18 protein-coding genes and 1 riboswitch are annotated in these 20,704 nt (G+C 71.0%); of the genes, 7 read left to right on the plus strand and 11 right to left on the minus strand.

All coding sequences use genetic code 11. From position 1 onward, the window contains the following. Positions 1-127: 127 nt before the first annotated feature. The 4 genes from ACTOWL_RS23200 to alkB are packed head-to-tail and all read right to left on the minus strand — an operon-like array spanning position 128 to position 3,924. Entirely contained in the window at positions 128-1,255 is a 1,128-nt protein-coding gene (locus ACTOWL_RS23200) for an NAD(P)/FAD-dependent oxidoreductase (protein WP_441323645.1), read from the minus strand. Then, complete coding sequence (gene uxuA / locus ACTOWL_RS23205; protein WP_441323646.1) at positions 1,252-2,439, minus strand: mannonate dehydratase; 1,188 nt, start codon at positions 2,437-2,439, stop codon at positions 1,252-1,254. The genes ACTOWL_RS23200 and uxuA overlap by 4 nt, the downstream gene beginning before the upstream one ends. Positions 2,440-2,452: 13 nt before the next feature. Further along, on the minus strand, positions 2,453-3,226 hold the full coding sequence (locus ACTOWL_RS23210; protein WP_441323647.1) for an SDR family oxidoreductase: 774 nt from the start codon (positions 3,224-3,226) through the stop codon (positions 2,453-2,455). A gap of 44 nt (positions 3,227-3,270) precedes the next feature. Next, positions 3,271-3,924, minus strand: a complete 654-nt coding sequence (gene alkB, locus ACTOWL_RS23215; protein ID WP_441323648.1) for a DNA oxidative demethylase AlkB — start codon at positions 3,922-3,924, stop codon at positions 3,271-3,273. 150 nt (positions 3,925-4,074) lie between these two features. Between alkB and ACTOWL_RS23220 the strand changes: the two genes are divergently transcribed. Further along, complete coding sequence (locus ACTOWL_RS23220; RefSeq protein ID WP_441323649.1) at positions 4,075-4,710, plus strand: glutathione S-transferase family protein; 636 nt, start codon at positions 4,075-4,077, stop codon at positions 4,708-4,710. A gap of 4 nt (positions 4,711-4,714) precedes the next feature. Here ACTOWL_RS23220 and ACTOWL_RS23225 read toward each other — a convergent pair whose 3' ends face one another. Further along, positions 4,715-6,553, minus strand: coding sequence for a chloride channel protein (locus ACTOWL_RS23225; RefSeq protein ID WP_441323650.1), 1,839 nt, complete (start codon positions 6,551-6,553; stop codon positions 4,715-4,717). 130 nt (positions 6,554-6,683) lie between these two features. On the opposite strand from ACTOWL_RS23225, the gene ACTOWL_RS23230 reads away from it, so the two are divergent. Together ACTOWL_RS23230 and ACTOWL_RS23235 are read left to right on the plus strand one after the other, a co-directional pair. After that, positions 6,684-6,857 carry a hypothetical protein gene (locus ACTOWL_RS23230; protein WP_441323651.1) on the plus strand — a complete coding sequence of 58 codons (174 nt, stop codon included), beginning with the start codon at positions 6,684-6,686 and terminating at the stop codon, positions 6,855-6,857. A 75-nt stretch (positions 6,858-6,932) separates the two neighbouring features. After that, positions 6,933-7,091, plus strand: coding sequence for a DUF3309 family protein (locus tag ACTOWL_RS23235; RefSeq protein ID WP_441323652.1), 159 nt, complete (start codon positions 6,933-6,935; stop codon positions 7,089-7,091). Here the strand turns inward: ACTOWL_RS23235 and ACTOWL_RS23240 are convergent. The 3 genes from ACTOWL_RS23240 to ACTOWL_RS23250 all read right to left on the minus strand — a co-directional run bounded on the left by ACTOWL_RS23240 (position 7,051) and on the right by ACTOWL_RS23250 (position 10,883). Beyond that, positions 7,051-7,701 carry a demethoxyubiquinone hydroxylase family protein gene (locus tag ACTOWL_RS23240; protein WP_441323653.1) on the minus strand — a complete coding sequence of 217 codons (651 nt, stop codon included), beginning with the start codon at positions 7,699-7,701 and terminating at the stop codon, positions 7,051-7,053. The genes ACTOWL_RS23235 and ACTOWL_RS23240 overlap by 41 nt on opposite strands. 29 nt (positions 7,702-7,730) lie before the next feature. Continuing rightward, positions 7,731-10,160, minus strand: coding sequence for an ATP-dependent helicase HrpB (gene hrpB, locus ACTOWL_RS23245; protein WP_441323654.1), 2,430 nt, complete (start codon positions 10,158-10,160; stop codon positions 7,731-7,733). Positions 10,161-10,238: 78 nt separating this feature from the next. Then, positions 10,239-10,883: a hypothetical protein gene (locus ACTOWL_RS23250; protein ID WP_441323655.1), complete on the minus strand. Its 645-nt coding sequence runs from the start codon at positions 10,881-10,883 to the stop codon at positions 10,239-10,241. A gap of 262 nt (positions 10,884-11,145) precedes the next feature. Between ACTOWL_RS23250 and lysS the strand changes: the two genes are divergently transcribed. The 4 genes from lysS to mmsB all read left to right on the plus strand — a co-directional run bounded on the left by lysS (position 11,146) and on the right by mmsB (position 17,063). Further along, complete coding sequence (gene lysS / locus ACTOWL_RS23255) at positions 11,146-12,657, plus strand: lysine--tRNA ligase (protein WP_441323656.1); 1,512 nt, start codon at positions 11,146-11,148, stop codon at positions 12,655-12,657. A 450-nt stretch (positions 12,658-13,107) separates the two neighbouring features. Continuing rightward, on the plus strand, positions 13,108-14,169 hold the full coding sequence (gene chvE / locus ACTOWL_RS23260) for a multiple monosaccharide ABC transporter substrate-binding protein (protein WP_441323657.1): 1,062 nt from the start codon (positions 13,108-13,110) through the stop codon (positions 14,167-14,169). A 107-nt stretch (positions 14,170-14,276) separates the two neighbouring features. Then, positions 14,277-15,827 carry a multiple monosaccharide ABC transporter ATP-binding protein gene (mmsA, locus tag ACTOWL_RS23265; protein ID WP_441323658.1) on the plus strand — a complete coding sequence of 517 codons (1,551 nt, stop codon included), beginning with the start codon at positions 14,277-14,279 and terminating at the stop codon, positions 15,825-15,827. A 12-nt stretch (positions 15,828-15,839) separates the two neighbouring features. Further along, positions 15,840-17,063: a multiple monosaccharide ABC transporter permease gene (mmsB, locus tag ACTOWL_RS23270; RefSeq protein WP_441323659.1), complete on the plus strand. Its 1,224-nt coding sequence runs from the start codon at positions 15,840-15,842 to the stop codon at positions 17,061-17,063. Positions 17,064-17,168: 105 nt separating this feature from the next. Here the strand turns inward: mmsB and thiD are convergent, their stop codons facing one another. The 3 genes from thiD to ACTOWL_RS23285 all read right to left on the minus strand — a co-directional run bounded on the left by thiD (position 17,169) and on the right by ACTOWL_RS23285 (position 20,701). After that, complete coding sequence (thiD, locus tag ACTOWL_RS23275) at positions 17,169-17,969, minus strand: bifunctional hydroxymethylpyrimidine kinase/phosphomethylpyrimidine kinase (protein ID WP_441323660.1); 801 nt, start codon at positions 17,967-17,969, stop codon at positions 17,169-17,171. Then, a complete protein-coding gene (thiE, locus tag ACTOWL_RS23280) occupies positions 17,966-18,628 on the minus strand; it encodes a thiamine phosphate synthase (RefSeq protein WP_441323661.1) in 663 nt (220 codons plus the stop codon). Before thiE ends, thiD begins: the two co-directional genes overlap by 4 nt. 61 nt (positions 18,629-18,689) lie before the next feature. Next, a riboswitch (TPP riboswitch) is annotated at positions 18,690-18,784 on the minus strand. A gap of 54 nt (positions 18,785-18,838) precedes the next feature. After that, on the minus strand, positions 18,839-20,701 hold the full coding sequence (locus ACTOWL_RS23285; protein ID WP_441323662.1) for a vWA domain-containing protein: 1,863 nt from the start codon (positions 20,699-20,701) through the stop codon (positions 18,839-18,841). Positions 20,702-20,704: the final 3 nt, after the last annotated feature.

Below are 20,704 nucleotides of genomic sequence, written 5' to 3' on the forward strand. Positions count from 1 at the left end.
TCGAACAGTTCCGCGCTACACTCTGTCTGCATCGGGGCAATCCTCGAATCTGAGTTAAGCTGTTCCAGCACAACAACTTTCTCAGATCCAAAGCCCCGATGCACCCCTCACTTGTGAGACTTCCAGGTTAGGCCGCCAGCCCCAGCCGCTCGACGACCTCCTCCGCGATCGACAGGCTCGAGGTCAGGCCCGGGCTCTCGATGCCGAACAGGTTGACCAGGCCGGGCACGCCATGCCCCTCCGGCCCCTGGATCACGAAATCCGCGGCGGCGGCGCCGGGCGGGGTGATCTTCGGGCGGATGCCGGAATAGTCCGGCTGCAGCGCCCCGTCCGGCAGCGCCGGCCAGTAGCGGCGGATGGCGGCGTAGAAGCTGTCCGCCCGCGCCGGGTCGACGCGGTAGTCGAGCTCCTCGACCCATTCGACGTCGGGGCCGAAGCGCACCCGCCCGCCCAGGTCGATCGTGGCATGGGTGCCGAGGCCGCCGGGCACCGGCACCGGATAGATCAGGTGGCGGAAGGGCGGCCGGCCGGACAGGCCGAAATAGTTGCCCTTGGCCAGGAAGGGCTGCGGCACCGACGCCTCCGGCACCCCGGCGATGCGGCGGGCGACGGCGGGGGCCGACAGGCCGGCCGAGTTCACCACCCGGCGGGCCAGCAGCTCCATGCCGCCCTCCTCGGTCGCGATGTCGAGATGCAGCCCTTCGGCGGTGACCGCCGCCGACTCCAGCCGAGCCTGATACGCGATCATCGCGCCGTGGGCCTCGGCGTCGCCGAGCAGCGCCAGCATGAAGCCATGGCTGTCGACGATGCCGGTGGCGGGCGACAGCAGCGCCGCGGTGCAGGCGATCTCCGGCTCCAGCGCATGCGCCTCGTCGGCGGTCAGCGGCCGCAGCGAATCGTCCTCGCCGGTCAGGCCGTTGGCCCGTGCGCCCGCCTCGATCCGGGCCAGGGTCGCGGCCTCGGCCTCGTCGGTGGCGACGATCAGCTTGCCGCAGCGCTTCGCTGTAACGCCGTGCTCGTCGCAGAAGCGGTACAGCGCCCGCCGGCCGGCGACGCAGTGCCGGGCCTTCAGGCTGCCCTGCGGATAGTAGATGCCGGCGTGGATCACCTCGCTGTTGCGGGCCGAGGTCTCGGTGCCGAAGGCGTCCGCCGCCTCCAGGATGATCACCTCCTGCCCGGCCAGGGCCAGCGCCCGGGCGACGGCCAGGCCGACCACCCCGGCGCCGACCACCACCGCATCGACCGTGTCGGTCATGCCGCGCCGCGCAGCTGGCCGATGGCCCGGGCCACCCCGCGCAGCTCGGCCAGACCCTTCAGCCGGCCGATCAGCGAATAGCCGGGGTTGGTCTTCTTGTGCACGTCGTCGGCCAGCAGATGGCCATGGTCCGGCCGCATCGGGATCTCCCAATCCGCCCGTCCGGCCGCCTTGCGCGCCCGCTCCTCGGCCAGCAGCGCGTCGATCACTGCCACCATGTCGGCGCCGCCCTCCAGGTGCTCGTCCTCGAAGAAGGAGCCGTCGGGCTCGACCGTGACGTTGCGCAGATGGGCGAAGTGGATGCGGGCTGAGAATTCGCGGGCCATCGCCGCCAGGTCGTTGTCGGCGCGCGAGCCGTAGGAGCCGACGCAGAGCGTCAGCCCGTTCGCCGGGCGGTCGACCATGGCCAGCACCGCGCGGGCATCAGCGGGGGTGGAGACGATGCGCGGCAGGCCGAACAGCGGGAAGGGCGGGTCGTCCGGATGCACGGCCAGGCGGGCGCCCGCCTCCTCCGCCACCGGCACCACGGCGGCCAGGAAGGCCTTGTAGCTGGCGCGGAAATCGTCGGCCGTGATCCCGGCATAGGCGGCCAGGCGGCGCTCGAACCCGGCCCGGTCGTTGACCGCGCCGGCGACGCCGGGCAGGCCGGCGATGATGGTCTTCTCCAGTTTGGCCTGCTCGCTCTCGCTCATCGCCGCGGTGCGGTCGCGGGCGCGGGCCAGCACCTCGGGCCGGTGGTCGGCCTCGGCGCCGCGGCGCTTCAGGATGAAGGCGTCATAGGCGGCCATGTCGACCGCGTCGAAGCGCAGGGCATAGCCGGTGGTGGGCAGCCGCCACATCAGGTTGGTGCGGGTCCAGTCGACCACCGGCATGAAGTTGTAGCAGATGGTCGTCACCCCGGCGGCGGCGACGTTGCGCAGCGACTGGGCGAAATTGGCGATGGCGTCGGCAACGTCCCGGCCGCCGGTCTTGATCACATCGGGGATCGGGATGCTCTCGACCACCGACCAGGCCAGGCCCGCGCCCTCGATCACCGCCTTGCGCTCGGCGATCTCCTCGGCCGGCCAGACGCTGCCGTCCTGGCGGTGATGCAGGGCGGTGACGATGCCGCTGGCCCCCGCCTGCTTGACATGGTCCAGCGTCACCGGGTCGTTCGGGCCGAACCAGCGCCAAGTCTCCTTCATCGTCTCCAGCCCCTCATCGCGTGTTGATCTTGTTGCGGCCGACCAGCGGATACTGCTCGACCTCGTACACTTGGCCGGTGACCGGCGCCGACCGGTCGGACAGCCAGAACACCGCATGCTGCGCCACCTCCTCGGGCCGCAGGATGCGTCCGGTCGGGGCGAGGGCCGGCGGGATATGCTCGGCCCAGTCGTCGGGCCGGCCCTCGTGGCGCTGGATCGCGCGCTCGGTCTCGGTCAGGGTCCAGCCGACATTCAGCTGGTTGACCCGGATGCGCTCGGCCGACAGCGAATCTCCCAGATTGCGCGTCATCGTCATCAGCGCCGCCTTGGACATGGAATAGACCAGCAGGTTGTCCTGGCCGCACAGGGCGTTGACCGAGCCGATATTGACGATGGCGCCGCCGCCGCCCTGGGCGCGGAAGGCGCGCACCGCCTCGCGGCACAGCAGCAGGGGCGCGCGGGCGTTGATGGCGAAGACGGCGTCGAAGGCGGCTTCGTCGGCCTGCTCCAGCGTGGTGCGGGCCAGGGACGCGGCGTTGTTGACCAGCCCGTCGATCCGGCCATGGATCCGGCGGACAGCGTCGAGGACGGTCGCCGCGGCGTCGGGCGCGGTCAGGTCGGCCAGCACCGAGGCGACGCCGCCCAGATCGACCGCGGCCTGAGCCAGCGCCTCGGCCTCGATGCCGTGCAGCATCACGGTGGCGCCTTCGTCCCGCGCCGCCCGGGCGATCGCCAGGCCGATGCCGGAGGACGATCCGGTGACCAGAATGACCTTGCCGTGAAGCATCGCGCCGCCCGTTCCCTGCAACCGACCTGGACTTCATAGCGGCATCAGAGGGCCTTCCGAAAGGTCAGGTTTATCCGGTGCCGGCCCAGAAGCGCATGGCTGCCGTCCGGCAGCGGGGCGATGCCGTGGAAGGCCAGCCGCGCCGGGCCGCCCCAGACCGCGACGTCGCCATGCTCCACCCGCACCCGGCGGGTCGGATCGCTGCGCTGCAGCCCGCCGAACAGGAAGGTCGCGGGCAGGCCCAGCGAGACCGAGACGATCGGCGCGCCGGTGTCGCGCTCGTCGCGGTCCTGGTGCAGCGAGAGGCGCGACCCGGGCTCGTAGCGGTTGATCAGGCAGGCGTCGGGGGCGAAGGGGCCGAAGCCGGCCTTGATCGAGGCCGCGTCGGCCAGCGCGGCGAAGACCGGCGGCATCGCCGGCCAGGGCCGGCCGGCGATCGGGTCGTCGGTGTCGTAGCGATAGCCGCTGCGGTCGCTGACCCAGCCGACCTTGCCACAATTGGTCATCGCCACCGACATGCGGTAGCCGCCGGGCGTGACCAGGTGGCGGAACGGCGCGTCGGCCTCGACCGCCCGCACCGCCGCGACCAGCGCCTCCGCTGTGTCGCGGGCGAAGCCGCGCAGCAGCACCGCGCCCTCGGCCAGGGTCTCCTGGTCCGGCCCCGGTCCGGGAAGGCTGTCGAACAGATCGGCCATCATGCTCCGGCTCCCGTCATGCGATGCCGTCACCCTGTCTCTCTGCGCCACAGCCGCCGATCCGTCCCTTGCGCTCGAATTCAACGCAAGAAGCGGAGTGGCGGGGCCGCGGTACGGTGCGATCCTCCAGGCCTCACCCGCCCGAGGATGCCCATGATCACCCTCTACGACTACCTGCCGTCGCAGAACGCCTACAAGGTCCGGCTGCTGCTGTCGCAACTGCAGCGGCCCTGGCGCACCGAGATCATCAGCATCTTCGAGGGCGAAGGCCAGAGGCCGGAGTATCTGGCCATCAACCCGACCGGCGCGGTGCCGGCGATCAAGCTGGACGACGGCCGGGTGATCGCCGAGTCCAACGCCATCCTGGTCTTCCTGGCCGAGGGCACGGCCTATCTGCCGGACGACCGCTTCGCCCGGGCGAAGGTGCTGCAATGGCTGTCCTTCGAGGGCGACTACGTCCAGTCGACCATCGCCACGCTGCGGCACTGGATCATGACCGGCAAGCACCGCCCGGCCGCGCTGGTCGAGGCCAAGCGCGAGGGGTCGCTGAAGACGCTGGCGATCCTGGACCGCGAGCTGTCGCAGCGCGCCTGGCTGGCCGGGCCGGCCTACAGCATCGCCGACATCGCCGCCTTCGCCTATGTCCACCGGGCGGAGGAGGCGGATCTGCCGCTGTCGGACTATCCCAGCGTGGTGGCCTGGATCGACCGGGTGCGGTCGCAGCCGCGCTTCCTGGCCGAGACCTTCCCGTACTCGACCGACCCGCACTCGGTGAAGGAGCTGCCCTGATCCTTCACTCCGTGGACCGGAACCAGCGCTCACCGACATCCTCGGCCCGGCGGCGCTCCAGCTCCTCGCTGTAGCGGCGCAGGGCGTAGGCTTCGCTGACATAGCCGATGATCCGCCGCTCCTGCGCGTCGCTGACCACCGGCAGGGTCTCGGTCTCCGCCGCCTGGAACAGCTCCAGCGCGGTGCGGATGGTCTGGCCGGGCAGCAGGATATAGGCGGCGGCGTGGCGCAGCGTGCCGATCTCGGCGGTCTCCGCCTCGGCGTCGTGGTCGGAATTGTGGGCATCCGACACCTGCACCACCCCGGCGGCGCGGCCGGCGGCATCGGTGACGAAGACGCGCTGGGTCGACCCGACCGGGAACTGCTTCCGGAAGTCGGCCACCGTCGTCGTCTCCGGCACGCTGCGCGCGTCGCGGCGCATCAGCCGGGCGACGGTCAGGTCGCGGATCCAACCGATGTCCTGGGCGCCGCGGATCGCCTCGCCGCGCAGGTGGAAGCGCCAGGTGGCGAAGGAATAGCCGAACAGGTGCCGCACCACCGCGGCCGCGACCACCACCCCGACCATCACGCCGATGGTGACGGAGAAGTCGCCGCTCAGCTCCAGCGCCAGGAAGGTCATGGTCAGCGGCCCGCCGATCACCGCGGCGGCCATCGAGGCCATGCCGACCAGGGAATAGGCCAGATGCTCGACTGGGTGGCCGGGCAGGGCCAGCGCCGTCAGCTGGGCCAGGATGCCGCCGAACAGCGCGCCGGTCAGCAGCGAGGTGAAGAACAGGCCGCCGCGGAAGCCGGCGCCGAGCGAGATTGCCGCCGCCGCGGTCTTGGCCACCAGCAGCAGGGCCAGCGCGGTCAAAGGCGGCGCCAGGGTCAGGTCGGCATAGAGCGCGCCGTGGCCGGAGCTCAGCACCTCCGGGAAGCGCAGCGCCATCAGCCCGACGATCAGCCCGCCCGCGGCGGGGCGCAGGATCTGCGGCAGGGCCAGCCGGCGCATCGCCCGCTCGGTCCAGGTGACGCCCTGCATCATCAGGATGCCCAGCCCGGCGCAGGCCAGGCCGATCACGACGAAGAGGGCATAGTCGGTGGCGTGCAGGCCGGTGGTCCAGGTCACCGTCAGGAACGGGCCCTCGTTCAGCAGCATCCGCTCGACCGCCGTGGCCGCCAGCGCCGCCGCCACCACCGGCGCCAGCGTCGCCGCGGTGTAGGCGCCCATGACCAGCTCGAAGGCATAGAAGGTGCCGGCCAGCGGCGCGTCGAAGGCGGCGGCGATGGCGGCCGCCGCGCCGCAGCCGACCATGGTGCGCAGATCGGCCCGGCGCAGCCGGAAGATCTGGCCGACGCGCGAGGCGAAGCCGCCGCCGATCTGGGTGTAGCCGGCCTCCATGCCGACCGAGGCGCCGACCCCGCTCGACATCAGCGTGGCGCCGGCGACGACGAAGCCGTCGCGCAGCGACATCCGGCCGCCATACAGGGCGTTGGCCTCGATCGGGTCGACCGGCGGGCGGGGGCGCCAGCGGCTGATCGCCCACATCACCCCGCCGAAGGCCAGGCCGCCCAGCACCGGCACCAGCACGGTCAGCAGCGGACTGGTGTCGATACTGGCGCTGAGGCGCTGGCCGCTCGGCAAACGGAACAGCAGCTCGTGCATGATTTGCAGCGCCCAGCGCAGGGCGACGACGGCCAGGCCGACGATCACGCCGATCGCCACCGCCAGCAGCGGCAGGGCGATCTCGTTGGCGCGCACGGCGCTGCGCAGCCGGGTCCACAGATGCAGGCGCAGCAGCTGCCGGCGCAGGCCGCGCGGGGATGGGGAGGAGATCGCGTCTTCGGCCTGTGGCGTGGCCATGGTCGCCGCCGTGTCGGGAGGTCCCGTCCTTGTGGCCGAGCCCGGCGGGCGGCGCAAGGGATGCAGGCTCGACGAATGGTCGCAACTGGGTTCTAAGGAATGCGAGGGGCGGCGCGACGAGGATGATGCGATGGTTCTGATCGGCTGCTTCCTGCCCTTCATCCTGGCGCTGCTCGGCGCCGTGGCCGGCCACCTGCTCGGCAGCGGCAGCATCGGGCTGTGGGGCATGGGCATCGGCTTCGCCGCCGGGCTGGCGCTGGCGGCGGTGATCGGCGCCCTGGCGCTGCGGTCCAAGCGCGACTAGGCGGCCCGGCCGGCAGGAACGGAATTTCCCAATCGCTATTGAGGGACTCAGCGCGAACAACGGCGAGGTGCCGTCATGGGTATCGGAACCATTCTGCTGATCATCCTGATCCTCCTGCTGATCGGCGCCTTCCCGTCCTGGCCCTACAGCAGCGGCTGGGGCTATGGGCCGAGCGGCCTGCTGAGCGTGATCGTCATCGTCCTGCTGATCCTGGTGCTGATGGGGCGGATATAGCCACCGCCCTGGCCATGCGGTTGGAATCACCCCAGGTCGACAGCCAGATCAGCAGGTCGGTGATCGCGGCGATCGCCGCATAGAGCCGGCCCTGCGCAGGACCGGGGCCCAGCTGGGCCTCGGCCGTGCGCAGATGGGCGATCTCCTCGACATTGATGTCGCGGATGATGGCGCCGACCCCGTCATCCTTGCCGGCCAGGAAATGCAGCTGGTCGCCGAGATGGCGGTGCACCGCGGCCTCGACCGCGGCGGTGCAGATCCACACCGTCCGGCGCCCCGCCAGGGCGGTGGCGAAGCCCATGACGAAGCCGCCCAGGCTCCACAGCTGCATCACCCGGCAGGGGCGGGAGGCGCGGGTCGGCATGGCGCCGCGGAACAGGCGGCAATGCCGGATCTCATCGGCGCGCATCTGCTCGAGACGAGGCACCAGATCCGGCCACAGCCATCGGGCGACGGCGATCTGCGCGCCATAGATCCGGATCGCGCCGAACTCGCCGGCGTGGTTGACCCGCAGGATCCGGGCGATGGTCAGCCGGTCGCGGTCCGCGACATCGGCGGCGGGGCTCGCGGCGACGGCGGCGTCGAGCGTCTGGTCGGCGGCAGTGCTCATCGAGTCGATCATAGCGCCGAATCCGCCGCTCAGGTCCCCCGCGGCTTGGCCCGCGCGGTGGCTGGAGCGGCCAGCGGGTCGTCCGGCCAGGGGTGGCGCGGATAGCGGCCGCGCATGTCCTTGCGCACCTCGGCATAGCTGCCGGCCCAGAAGCCGGCGAGGTCGCGGGTCACCTGCAGCGGCCGGCCGGCCGGCGACAGCAGGTGGATCGCCACCGGCACCCTTCCGTTGCCGACGCGCGGCGTCTCGGCCTGGCCGAACATCTCCTGCAGCTTGACCGCCAGCACTGGCTGGGCCGGGTCGGCATAGTCCAGCGCAGCGCGGCGACCACTGGGAATCGGGATCGTGGCCGGCGCCAGGCTATCGAGCGCGCGCTGCCGCTCCCAGCCCAGCGCCAGGATCTGCGCCAGATCCAGCCGGTCGAGATCGCTGCGCCGCCGCATCCCGGACAAATGCGGCCCCAGCCACTCCGCCAGCGTCTCGGTCAGCGCCGCATCCGACCAGTCCGGCCAGGCCTCGCCCTCCAGCGCCCGGGCGAAGCCGACCCGCCGGCGCAGCGCCACCGCGCCGTCGCGCCAGGGCAGGGCATCGAGGCCGAGCCGCCGCACCCCCTCCAGCAGCGCGGCGGTGACGGCGGCGGAATCCGGGTTCGGCAGCGCCGCATCGGCCAGCACCAGCGCGCCCAGCCGGCGCTGGCGACGCGCGGCCACCGCCTGCTCGGAGGTATCCCAGGCGACGGTCTCGACCCAGGCGATGCGGTCGCCCAGCACCGCCTCCAGCGTCGCCTCGTCCAGCGGCGCCGCGGCGAGGATGCGGGCCTCGCGCCCGGCATCGTCGGTCTCGGCGACAACCAGGTAGTCCGCACCGGCCAGCGGGTCGCTGTCCCGCAGCGCCGCGCCGCGGCCATTGGCCAGCAGGAAGCTGCCGCGGTCGCCCGGCCGGCGCCTGGCCACGCGGTCGGGATAGGCCAGGGCCAGCAGGGCGCCGGCATCCCCGCCGCCGGGGCCGAGGCCGAAGCGCCGGGCGATGTCGCGCGCGGCCTCGCGCAGCCGGGCGACCGCCGGGTCGCCGCGGTCCCGGTGCAAAACCTCGATCGAGGCGCGCAGATCGGTCTCGGAGGACGGCCGGCGGCCTTCCAGGATCGCCGCCAGCTCCGCCGCCGTGCCGCCGGCGCCTTCGGCCTTGGCGCGCAGCACCATATGGGCCAGGCGCGGATGCAGCGGCAGCCGGGCCATCGCCTTGCCGTGCGCGGTGGGGCGGCCATCCGGATCGATGGCACCGAGATCGGCCAGCAGGTCGCGCGCCTGGGCCAGCGCGGCGGCCGGCGGCGGGTCCAGCCAGGCCAGGTCGCCGCCGCCCCAGAGCGCCAGCTCCAGCGCCAGCGGCGCCAGGTCGGCGACCAGGATCTCGGGCGGGTCGAACGGCGCCATGGCGCCTTCGCCGGCCTTGGCCCACAGGCGCCAGCACACCCCGGGCTCGGTGCGGCCGGCGCGGCCGCGGCGCTGGTCGGCGGCGGCGCGGGCGATGGTCACCGTCTCCAGCCGGCTCATGCCCGTCCGCGGGTCGAAGCGTGGGGCGCGGGCCAGGCCGCCGTCGATCACCACCCGCACGCCCTCGATGGTCAGGCTGGTCTCGGCGATGTTGGTGGCCAGCACCACCTTGCGCGTCCCGGCCGGCGCCGGGCGGATCGCCTGGTCCTGCGCCGCCGCCGGCAGGTCGCCGTAGAGCGGCGCCACCGCCACCCCGTCGCCGAGACCCGCCAGCTTCGCCTGCACCCGCCGGATCTCGCGCGCGCCGGGCAGGAACACCAGCAGGCTGCCCGTCTCCTCCGCCAGCGCGTCGCGCACCGCCCGGGCGACGGCATCCTCGATCGCCTCGCCGGCGCGGGGCGGGCGATGATGCGTCTCCACCGGCCAGGCCCGGCCCTCGGAGGTGACGATCGGCGCGTCGCCCAGCAGCCGCGCCACCGGCCCGCCATCCAGCGTCGCCGACATCACCAGCAGGCGCAAATCGTCGCGCAGCTCGGCCGTCTCCAGCGCCAGGGCCAGGCCGAGATCGGCGTTCAGGCTGCGCTCGTGGAACTCGTCGAAGATCACGGCGCCGACGCCCTCCAGCGCCGGGTCGTCCTGCAGCATCCGGGTCAGGATGCCCTCGGTCACCACCTCGATCCGGGTGTTCGGGCCGACCTTGCGGTCCATGCGGATGCGGTAGCCGACGGTCTCGCCGACCCGTTCGCGCAGCAGCGACGCCATGTGGCCGGCGGCGGCGCGGGCCGCGATCCGCCGCGGCTCCAGCATCACGATCTTGCCGCCCAGCCAGGGCTGGTCCAGCAGCGCCAGCGGCACCCGCGTGGTCTTGCCGGCGCCGGGGGGCGCCTGCAGCACGGCACGGCCGTGCTCGGCCAAAGCGGCGCGCAGCGGCGGCAGCGCCGTGTCGATCGGGAGAGGGGGCAAGGTCACGGGCGAACAGCGGAGCAGGGAGTGGACGATACTTCCTGCACCAGATGGAACCGGCGGTCCAAAGCCGAATGGACGCGGTCAGTAGCCCAGCGTCACCATCGAGTAGATGTCGGTGCCCATCTCGAGCGCTTCCAGCACCGGGTTCCGGCGGCCGCCGGAGACGGTGCCGCGCACCACGATCGGCCGGCCGGGGGCCAGGCGGCTGCGGTCGGGGTCCATGGCCAGGGCGAAGGCCGGGGCGAAGCGGATCACGGTCTTGTCCTTCAGGATCACGCCGTCGGGCCGGCCGGCGCCGTCGGTCAGCACGAAGTCGATCAGGCCGCTCTTCTCGGTCAGCATCGGCCGGGCCGGGACATAGACGGTGGTCGCGGCGGGAACCGAGATCACGGGGGCCGGGTGCACCACGCGCGGGGGAGCCGCGACGACCACGCGCGGCGCCACCACCGCCGGGGGCGGCGGCGGCGCCATGACCACCGGGGCGGGAACGGCGCGGGGCGGCGCATAGGTCACGGTCGGCGGCGGCGGCGAGACGCGGGCGGGCGCGGTCGAGATCACCTGCGGCGCGGTGTAGGCCGGCGGCACGGCCACCGGCTGCGGCTCGGGCAGCGGTTGGGCCGCGATCGGTCGCTGCGCGGTTTCGGGCTCGGTCGAATAGGCCCAGGGCGTGATGTTGGTGAGGTCGGCGCAGGCCGTCAGGCCGGCCGCGGCGAAAGCGGCCGCCATGGCCATTCGGGGAACGCTGTCTCTCATCTCGAACGCCCTCACTGCTCACAGCCGCCGGTCGATACGATGCCGGCTTCAATACGCAAGTATGACTCTGTTTCTCATAAACAGTCGTGAAACATTCGGATATCGAAAACGATTGCTGCTTTGGGAAGAAGAAGGGGGCCATGCGCGGAACCGGCTTGCACCCCCGGGATGCGGCGGGTAGAGGACGCGATCCCGGTTTGTCCGTCTTGTCGTTCCCTGCCCTGGAGTCCCGATCATGTCCGACAGCGTCGAGAGCGTCCGCGCCCCGCACGACGATGCCGACAACCCGCTGAAGACGCCGCGGCTGGAGAAACTGCGGGCGCTGCGGGCGAAGGGGATCGACCCTTACCCCTACCATTACGAGAAGACGGCCGACGCCGCCGGGCTGCAGGCGCGCTATGCCGAGCTGCCGGCCGAGGCGGAGAAGCCGGAGGATGTGGTCCGCATCGCCGGCCGCATCCGGGCGTACCGCAACAGCGGCATGTTCATCGACCTGCACGACGCCGGCGGCAAGATCCAGGTGTTTTGCCACAAGGACTATGCCGACCCGGCGACGCAGGAGCTGGTCGGGCTGCTCGACATCGGCGACCTGATCGGCGTTGAGGGCTTCATCCGCCGCACCAAGCGCGGCGAGCTGACCATCAACGTCCAGCACGTCACCCTGCTGGCCAAGACGCTGCTGCCGCTGCCGGAGAAGTATCACGGCCTGACCGACGTCGAGGCGCGCTACCGCCAGCGCTATCTCGACCTGATCATGAGCGAGGAGAGCCGCGAGACCTTCCGCGCCCGCAGCCGGATCGTCGCCGACATCCGCCGGCTGATGCAGGACCGCGGCTTCCTCGAGGTCGAGACGCCGATGCTGCACCCGATCCTGGGCGGCGCCTCGGCCAAGCCGTTCGTGACGCATCACAACACGCTCGACATGGACCTGTACCTGCGCATCGCGCCGGAGCTGTACCTGAAGCGGCTGATCGTCGGCGGCGTGTCGGAGCGGGTGTTCGAGATCAACCGCAACTTCCGCAACGAGGGCATCTCGACCCGGCACAATCCGGAGTTCACGATGCTCGAGCTGTACCAGGCCTATGCCGACTACACCGACATGATGGCGCTGGCCGAGGACATCTTCGCGGCGGCGGCCAAGGCGGCGACCGGCGGCACCACGGTGACCTTCGGCGAGCACCGGATCGAGTTCGGCGGCCAGTACCGCCGCGCCCCGATGACCGAGCTGGTCAAGGAGGCGACCGGCGTCGACTTCCTGCAGATCGAGGGCGCCGAGGCCGCGCGGGACGCCGCCCGCGGCCTGCAGTTGAAGGTCTCCGGCAAGGAGAATTGGGGCCAGGTGGTGGAGCTGGTGTTCGGCGAGACGGTCGAGCACACGCTGATCCAGCCGACCCATGTCACCGACATGCCGAAGGAGATCTCGCCGCTGGCCAAGGCGCATCGCAGCGACCCGCGCCTGACCGAGCGGTTCGAGACCTATGCCAATGGCTGGGAGATCGCCAACGCCTTCTCCGAGCTCAGCGACCCGCAGGACCAGTATGAGCGCTTCGCCGCCCAGGTCGCGGCCCGCGACGCCGGCGACGACGAGGCCCAGATGATGGATCGCGACTACGTCACCGCGCTGGAATACGGCCTGCCGCCCAGCGGCGGCATGGGCGTCGGCATCGACCGGCTGGTGATGCTGGTGACGAACTCGGCCTCGATCCGCGACGTCATCCTGTTCCCGACCCTGCGGCCGCGGAAGTAGACGGCACTTTCCTCCTGAGTCGTCATTCTCGCGAAAGCGGGCCGGAGAGCAAGCCGTCGGCCACTCCCGATCCAATCGATTGCCTCGGTTCCGCGGCGGCGCTTGACAGCGCGACGGCTCGGCGAGAGATTACGCCAAATTGTATGAGGATTGGATCGGCAGGGCCGGCCCCCCAAGCAACCACAAGGCGTCGCAGTTGCGTTCACAGGGAGGAGCACATGGATTTCACCACATCGACGAGGCGTCGGGCTTGATCCACCGGCGGCAGGCTGTCCGGCGTCCCGCTGGATCGCCGGCGCCGGATTCACATCGATCCCGTGACCGCGGACAGGCCGGCTGGAATGGCCGGGACTGCCGCGGCATCATGGGCCATCATGCGGCAACAGCGCGCCGGGATCACACCGGAACGGCCGGCCCGGGCGCAGAAGAGTGTAGCAGAGGGAGAAAACGGTGAAGCTGATCACATCCGTCACGGCACTGGCGCTGGGGCTGTCCGCCTTCGCGCTGTCCGCGCAGGCCGCCGAGAAGGGCCTCGTCGGCGTCTCGATGCCGACCAAGACCTCGGCGCGCTGGATCGCCGACGGCGACAACATGGTCAAGTCGCTCGAAGCCAAGGGCTACGGCGCCGACCTGCAATATGCCGGCGACGACATCCCGACCCAGCTGTCGCAGATCGAGAACATGGTCACCAAGGGCGCCAAGGTGCTGGTGATCGCGGCGATCGACGGCACCACCCTGACCTCGGTGCTGCAGCAGGCGCATGACGCCGGGATCAAGGTCATCGCCTATGACCGCCTGATCCGCGACACGCCGAATGTCGACTACTACACCACCTTCGACAACTTCCAGGTCGGGGTGCTGCAGGCCGGTTCGCTGGTCGACGCGCTGGGCCTGAAGGACGGCAAGGGCCCGTTCAACGTCGAGCTGTTCGGCGGCTCGCCGGACGACAACAACGCCTTCTTCTTCTACAACGGCGCGATGTCGGTGCTGCAGCCCTACATCGACAGCAAGAAGGTGGCGGTGCCGAGCGGCCAGATGGGCATGGACAAGGTCGGCATCCTGCGCTGGGATCCGAACACCGCCCAGTCCCGCATGGACAACCTGCTGTCGGCCTATTACGGCGACAAGAAGGTCGACGCGGTGCTGTCGCCCTATGACGGCCTGTCGATGGGCATCATCGCCTCGCTGAAGGCGGTCGGCTACGGCTCGGGCGACCGGCCGCTGCCCTTCGTCTCCGGCCAGGACGCCGAGGTCCCGTCGGTCAAGTCGATCCTCGTCGGCGACCAGTACTCGACCGTGTTCAAGGACACCCGCGACCTCGCCAAGGTCACGGTGGACATGATCGATGCCGTGATGTCGGGCGCCGAGCCGAAGGTCAACGACACCAAGACCTACAACAACGGGGTCAAGGTGGTGCCGTCCTTCCTGCTGGTGCCGGTGCCGGTGACCAAGGACAACGTCCAGAAGACCCTCGTCGACAGCGGCTACTACACCGCCGACCAACTGAAGTAATCTGACGTGCCCCCAGGGCCCCGTGCCTCCGGGCGCGGGGCCCTGCCGTGCGCCTGCCGCGATCCGAACGGCAGGCTGGTGGCGCCCGAGGCGAGCGGAGCCCTGAGGTGGATACAGCAGTCCCCGTCGATACGATCCTGGAGATGCGCGGGATCACCAAGACGTTCCCGGGCGTGAAGGCGCTCAGCAACGTCAACCTCGCGGTCACGCGCGGCGAGATCCACGCCGTGGTCGGCGAGAACGGTGCCGGCAAGTCGACGCTGATGAAGGTGCTGTCCGGCGTCTACCCGCACGGCTCCTATGAGGGCGAGATCCGCTTCGAGGACAAGGAGCGGCAGTTCCGCTCGATCGCCGACAGCGAGCACGCCGGCATCATCATCATCCATCAGGAGCTGGCGCTGGTGCCGCTCCTGTCGATCGCTGAGAACCTGTTCCTCGGCAACGAGGTGGCGACCCGCGGCGTCATCGACTGGAACGAGACGCTGGTCCGGGCCCGGGCGCTCCTGACCAAGGTCGGGCTGAAGGAGAACCCGTCGACGCTGGTCACCAATATCGGCGTCGGCAAGCAGCAGCTGGTCGAGATCGCCAAGGCCCTGTCGAAGGAGGTCAAGCTCCTGATCCTCGACGAGCCTACGGCCAGCCTGAACGAGAGCGACAGCGACGCGCTGCTGGAGCTGCTGCTGGAGTTCAAGCGCCAGGGCATCTCCTCGATCCTGATCTCGCACAAGCTGAACGAGATCACCAAGGTCGCGGATTCGATCACCATCCTGCGCGACGGGTCGACCATCGAGACGCTGGATGCACGCGGCGGCGTGGTCAACGAGGACCGCATCATCAAGGGCATGGTCGGCCGCGACCTGACCGACCGCTACCCCGAGCGCGAGCCGAAGCCGGGCGAGACCCTGCTGGCGGTGAAGGGCTGGAGCGTCTACCACCCGCTGCATGGCGACCGGCAGATGATCAAGGGCATCGACCTGCATGTCCGCGCCGGCGAGGTGGTGGGCATCGCCGGGCTGATGGGGGCGGGGCGGACCGAATTCGCCATGAGCGTGTTCGGCAAGTCCTACGGCCAGAAGATCACCGGCACCGCGACCATGCGCGGGCAGCCGGCCGACCTCGGCACCGTGCCCAAGGCGATCGCCGCCGGCCTCGCCTATGTCACCGAGGACCGCAAGCAGCTGGGCCTGGTGCTGATCGATTCGATCCAGCACAACATCCCGCTGGCCCATCTTCCGGGCGTGGCCCGCCGCGGCATCATCGACGAGATGCGCGAGCTGGGCGTCGCCTTCGACTACCGGCGCAAGCTCAACATCCGCTCTTCCGGGGTGCAGCAGAAGACGGTCAACCTGTCCGGCGGCAACCAGCAGAAGGTGGTGCTGAGCAAGTGGCTGTTCGCGGAGCCCGGGGTGCTGATCCTCGACGAGCCGACCCGCGGCATCGATGTCGGCGCCAAATATGAGATCTACACCATCATCAACCAGCTGGTGGCGGCCGGTAAGGGCGTCATCATGATCTCGTCGGAGATGCCCGAGCTGCTGGGCATGTGCGATCGGATCTACGTCATGAACGAGGGCCGCCTCGTCGCCGAGATGCCGGCCAGGGAAGCCTCTCAGGAAAGCATCATGCGGGCGATCATGCGCTCGAAAGAACGGGCCTAGGGAAGCACGGCAATGACCACCGAAACCACCGCCCTGCAGGGTCGCGCGAACAGCCGGATCGGCGAGTTCCTGAAGAACAACATCCGCGAATACGCGATGCTGCTGTCGCTGGTCGCGATCATGGTGTTCTTTCAGTTCGCGACCGACGGCCGGCTGTTCACGCCGCTGAACCTCAGCAACCTGATCCAGCAGAACGCCTATGTCATCGTGCTGGCCTTCGGCATGCTGCTGGTCATCATCAGCGGCCATATCGACCTGTCGGTCGGCTCGATCGCCGGCTTCGTCGGCGCGGTCGGCGGCGCCCTGATGGTGTGGGAGGGCGTCGATCCCTGGCTCTCCGCCATCGCCTGCCTGGCGCTGGGCGCGGTGATCGGGGCCGCCCAGGGCTATTTCATCGCCTACCGCAAGATCCCGTCCTTCATCGTCACCCTGGCGGGGATGCTGGCCTTCCGCGGCCTCTGCATCATGGTGCTGAACGGCGAGCGCGCCGGGCCGGTGCCGGTCGAGTTCCAGAAGATGTCCTCGGGCTTCATCGCCGAGCCGTTCGGATCGGTGCCGGAGCTGTTCACCGGCAACGGCAAGGTCTGGATCACCACGCTGCTGATCAGCCTGGCGGTGCCGCTGATCCTGGTCTGGTTCAACATCAAGACCCGGCGCAACGAGATCCAGCACGGGGTGGAGCAAGAACCGCTGGTGTTCTTCGTCATCAAGAACGTGGCGACGGTGCTGGCGCTGGCCGGGCTGGGCTACCTGCTGGCCACCTATAACGGCCTGCCCAACATCCTGATCCTGATGGGCGTGCTGGTGGTGCTCTACGCCTTCGTCACCACCCGCACCACGCTCGGCCGCCGCATCTACGCGGTCGGCGGCAACGAGAAGGCGGCCAAGCTGTCCGGCATCAACACCGAGCGGCTGGTGTTCCTGACCTTCATCAACATGGGGGTGCTGGCGGCGCTGGCCGGGCTGATCACCACGGCGCGCCTGACCTCGGCGGTGCCGCAGGCCGGCAACCAGTTCGAGCTCGACGCCATCGCCGCCTGCTTCATCGGCGGGGCCTCGGCCTCGGGCGGCGTCGGCAAGATCACCGGCGTGGTGATCGGCGCCTTCATCATGGGCGTGATGAACAACGGCATGTCGATCCTCGGCCTCGGCATCGACCTGCAGATGGTGATCAAGGGCCTGGTGCTGCTCGCCGCCGTCGCCTTCGACGTCTACAACAAGAACAAGGTCGGCTGAGCGAGTTTCGTAGGTTGGGTTCGCGTTGGCGAACCCAAACATCGCGCAGCCGGAGCGTTGCAGCGCTGGGTTCGCCAACGCGAACCCAGCCTACGCAGGCGTGGGCTATCCCCACCAGCGGTGGAAATGGTGCAGCGGCCCGTGGCCGCCGCCGACGGACAGGCGGTCGGCCGCTTCCAGCGCCCCGGTCAGATAGGTCTTCGCCTCGCGCACCGCCGTCTTCAGGTCGGGCCGCTGCGGCAGTAGCGCCGCGATGGCGGCGGACAGGGTGCAGCCGGTGCCGTGGGTGTTGCGGGTGGCGATGCGCGGCGCCGCCAGGGTCAGGGACCCGGCCGCGCTCAGCAGCAGGTCCGGGCTCTCCGCCTCGTCCAGATGGCCGCCCTTCAGCAGCACGGCCCGGGGCCCGAGCGCCAGCAGCGCCGCGGCGATCTCCGGCATCTCGTCCCGTCGCTCGGCCGGCGCGCGGCCCAGCAGATCGGCGGCCTCCGGCAGGTTCGGGGTGACCACCATGGCCAGTGGCAGCAGCTCCTCGCGCAGCGCCGCCACGGCGTCGGGGTCGAGCAGCCGGTCGCCACTCTTCGCCACCATCACCGGGTCGACCACGACGCGGCTCAGCCCGTGCCGGCGCAGCGCGTCGGCCACCGTGCGCACGATCTCGCCGGTCGCCAGCATGCCGATCTTGACCGCGTCGATCCGGACATCGGCGAGAAGGCAGTCGATCTGCCGGGCGACGAAGGCTGCCGGCACCAGCTCCACCGCCTGCACCCCCCGGGTGTTCTGGGCGACCAGCGCGGTGATCACCGCGCAGCCATAGGCCCCGAGGGCGGAGAAGGTCTTCAGGTCGGCCTGGATGCCGGCGCCGCCCGAGGGGTCGGTGCCGGCGATACTGAGGACATTGGGGATCATCGCGCCCGTCCTTCCGCCACGGCCGCGGCGATCGCCCGGGCGGCCGCCTCGGGGTCGGGCGCGGCACAGATGGCGGAGACCACGGCGACGCCATCGGCCCCGGCCGCGATCACATCGGCGGTCCGGGCCGCGTCGATGCCGCCGATGCCGACCACGGGCAGCGGCACCAGCCGGCGCAGCGCCCGGAAGCCGTCGACCCCGATCGCCGGCCGCGCCTCCGCCTTGGTCGTGGTGGTGAAGACCGGGCCGATGCCGGCGTAGTCGGCGATCTCGGTGTCGACCGCCCGCGCCTCGGCCGCGTCATGCACGGTGACGCCGACGATGCGGCCGGGGCCCAGCAGGCGCCGCGCCGCCGCCGCCGGCATGTCGCGGTCGCCGAGATGGACGCCGTCCGCCCCCACCGCCAGGGCGACGTCGACCCGGTCGTTGATCACCAGGGGCACGCCGTGGGGCGCCAGCGCCGCCTGCAGCGCCTCGGCCGCGGCGATCAGCTCGCGGGTGGTGGCGTCGGGGTCGCGCAACTGCACGATGGTGACGCCGCCCTGCGCCGCCGCGGCGGCCACGGCAGCGACTCCGCGCGGCCCGCTCAGCCGCGTGTCGGTGACGAGATAGACCGACAGGTCGAAGCGCCGCCCCGCTTCCGTTGCCTCTGCACCCATTCCGCTCCTCCTCCAGCGAAGGGGGCGGTCGGCGATCGATCCTGAGGATCCGGGGCCCGGTCGGGCATCGCGTGACGGCTCCCTTCGCTGGCATGACCCAGATCAGGTTCGACGGGTATGATCTCAGCCCGTTTCCAGGCACCCCGTGTCACTTCCGGGCTCAGGCTCGCAAGCCGGGAAGGCCGGTGTCAAGCGCACCGGCCGGGCGGCTCATTCCGGCCGCTCGAAATGGAATTGCGGCGCGGCGCTGCGGAAGGGCAGGCGGGCGCCTTCGGGCATCAGGAAGGCATGCTCCCGGCGGATCGACAGCATGTCGCAGGCGCCGTCGGTGATGACCAGGATCGGCGCCTCGCGCGGGAAGCCGTCATCGCCCTCGAGCCGGGTAATGGCCGGCTGCAGCACCGTGCCGCCGCGGCCGCGGATCTCCACCCGCTGCAGCAGCGTCTCCGGCGGCACGTAGCCCATGTCGTGGATGCCGGCGTCGCATTGCACCACGCGCACCAGCGGCACCTCGCGGCTGACGGCATAGCTGGCGATTGCCCCCAGCGCCCGGGCCAGCAGCCGCGGCGGCATCGAACCGGAGGTGTCCAGCACCGTGCCGAAGGTGCGGGTGGCCAGCCGCTCCTCCGGGCGCAGCCAGACCGGCCGCGGGATGTCGGGCGTGGCCGCCTGCCGCCGGCTGGCCCGGGCGAAGCTGCGCCGGCTGTCCAGCGGCGGGAAGAAGGCGTCCAGCCACTGGCCCAGCCGGACGTCCCACGGGATCGGCGGGTGCTGGATCGCCCGGATCTCCTCGACCAGCTCGCCGGGCAGCTCGCCGCGCCCGGTGCCGGCCAGATGCAGGTCCAGCCCCTCGGCCAGAGCGCGGCGGTAGAAGGCGTCCAGGTCGGTGCCCGGCCCGGTCCACCAGGCCGGCGGCCGGTCGCCCAGCATGTCGACCTTGCCCTGGCCGCGCAGGGTGCGGGCCTTGTTCAGCCGCCGGATCAGGCGCAGGTCGCGGGTGATGCGGTCGTAGATCGCCTCCGCCGAGTCGCGCTCGAAGCCCAGCTCGGGGTCCAGCAGCAGGCTGTCGAACGGCACCTCGCCGACGCCCATCTCGACCAGCCAGCCATTGATCACGTAGTCGCAGGCGATGTTCCACAGATACGGGTCGCGGCCCTGCCGACGCGGCTCGTGGCGCAGCCCGACATGCAGCAGCTCATGCGCCATGACGAATTTCAGCCCGTCATGGGTCCAGGGGAATTTCGGGTTCAGGTAGATCCGCTGCAGCTCGGTGTCGACGGCGGCGACGGCGATGTCCAGCTGCCGGCACAGCCCCTCGTCCTCGATGATCTCGAAGGTCGCCGCCAGTGCCGCCAGCAGCGGATAGCTGGCGACGAACCAGGCGCGGGCACGCTCGGCCAGGGAGTTGGGGTTGCGCCTGGGCCCGGCCGGGCCGCGCGCTGCGGCGCCGGCCCCCTCGATCGCACTGACGACGCTGCGGCGGATCGCCGTGGCGAACCGGTCCTCATACGCCCTGCGGATCGCCGGGGTCAGCGGCGGGGCGTCGGCGGTGAAGATCCAGGCCGTCTCTCCGGCGCCGGCGATGCCGGGACCGGCATGGGCGGCGCGGCCGGCCGGGTCTTCCGCCAGGATCCGGGCGATCTCCGCCACGTCGCGGCCCGGCGGCGGCAGCGCCGGATAGGGCAGGGCTTCCGGCCGCCGGCCGAGGCCCAGCGGGCGCAGGAACTCGACCGCGACCAGGCCGCACGCCATGCGCCAGGCCTCGTCGGTGCGGGCGGGATCGACATGGTTCATATGCTCGTGCAGCAGCGCCTGGGCCAGGATATTGGCCCATTCCGCCGGCTCGGCGCGGCGCCAGGGATTGGCTTCGATCGTGATCACCGGCTTGTCGTCGTACCGGCTGCGCGACAGGACCAGCCGGGCGAAGCCGTCGGTCGGGAAGGGTCGGGACGGCCTCGCCGCCATCCAGTCGCGACCGACCAGGCCGGCGAACAGTGGGTGGTCGCGCAGCAGGGCGCAGCCGGCCGTGATCGCGCGCAGATTCTCCTTCGGCGGTTCGCGGCGCCTGGCCATGGC

Origin of the sequence: Inquilinus sp. CA228 (assembly GCF_052078665.1) — a bacterium.
In the GTDB taxonomy this organism is placed as follows: Bacteria; Pseudomonadota; Alphaproteobacteria; order DSM-16000; family Inquilinaceae; genus Inquilinus.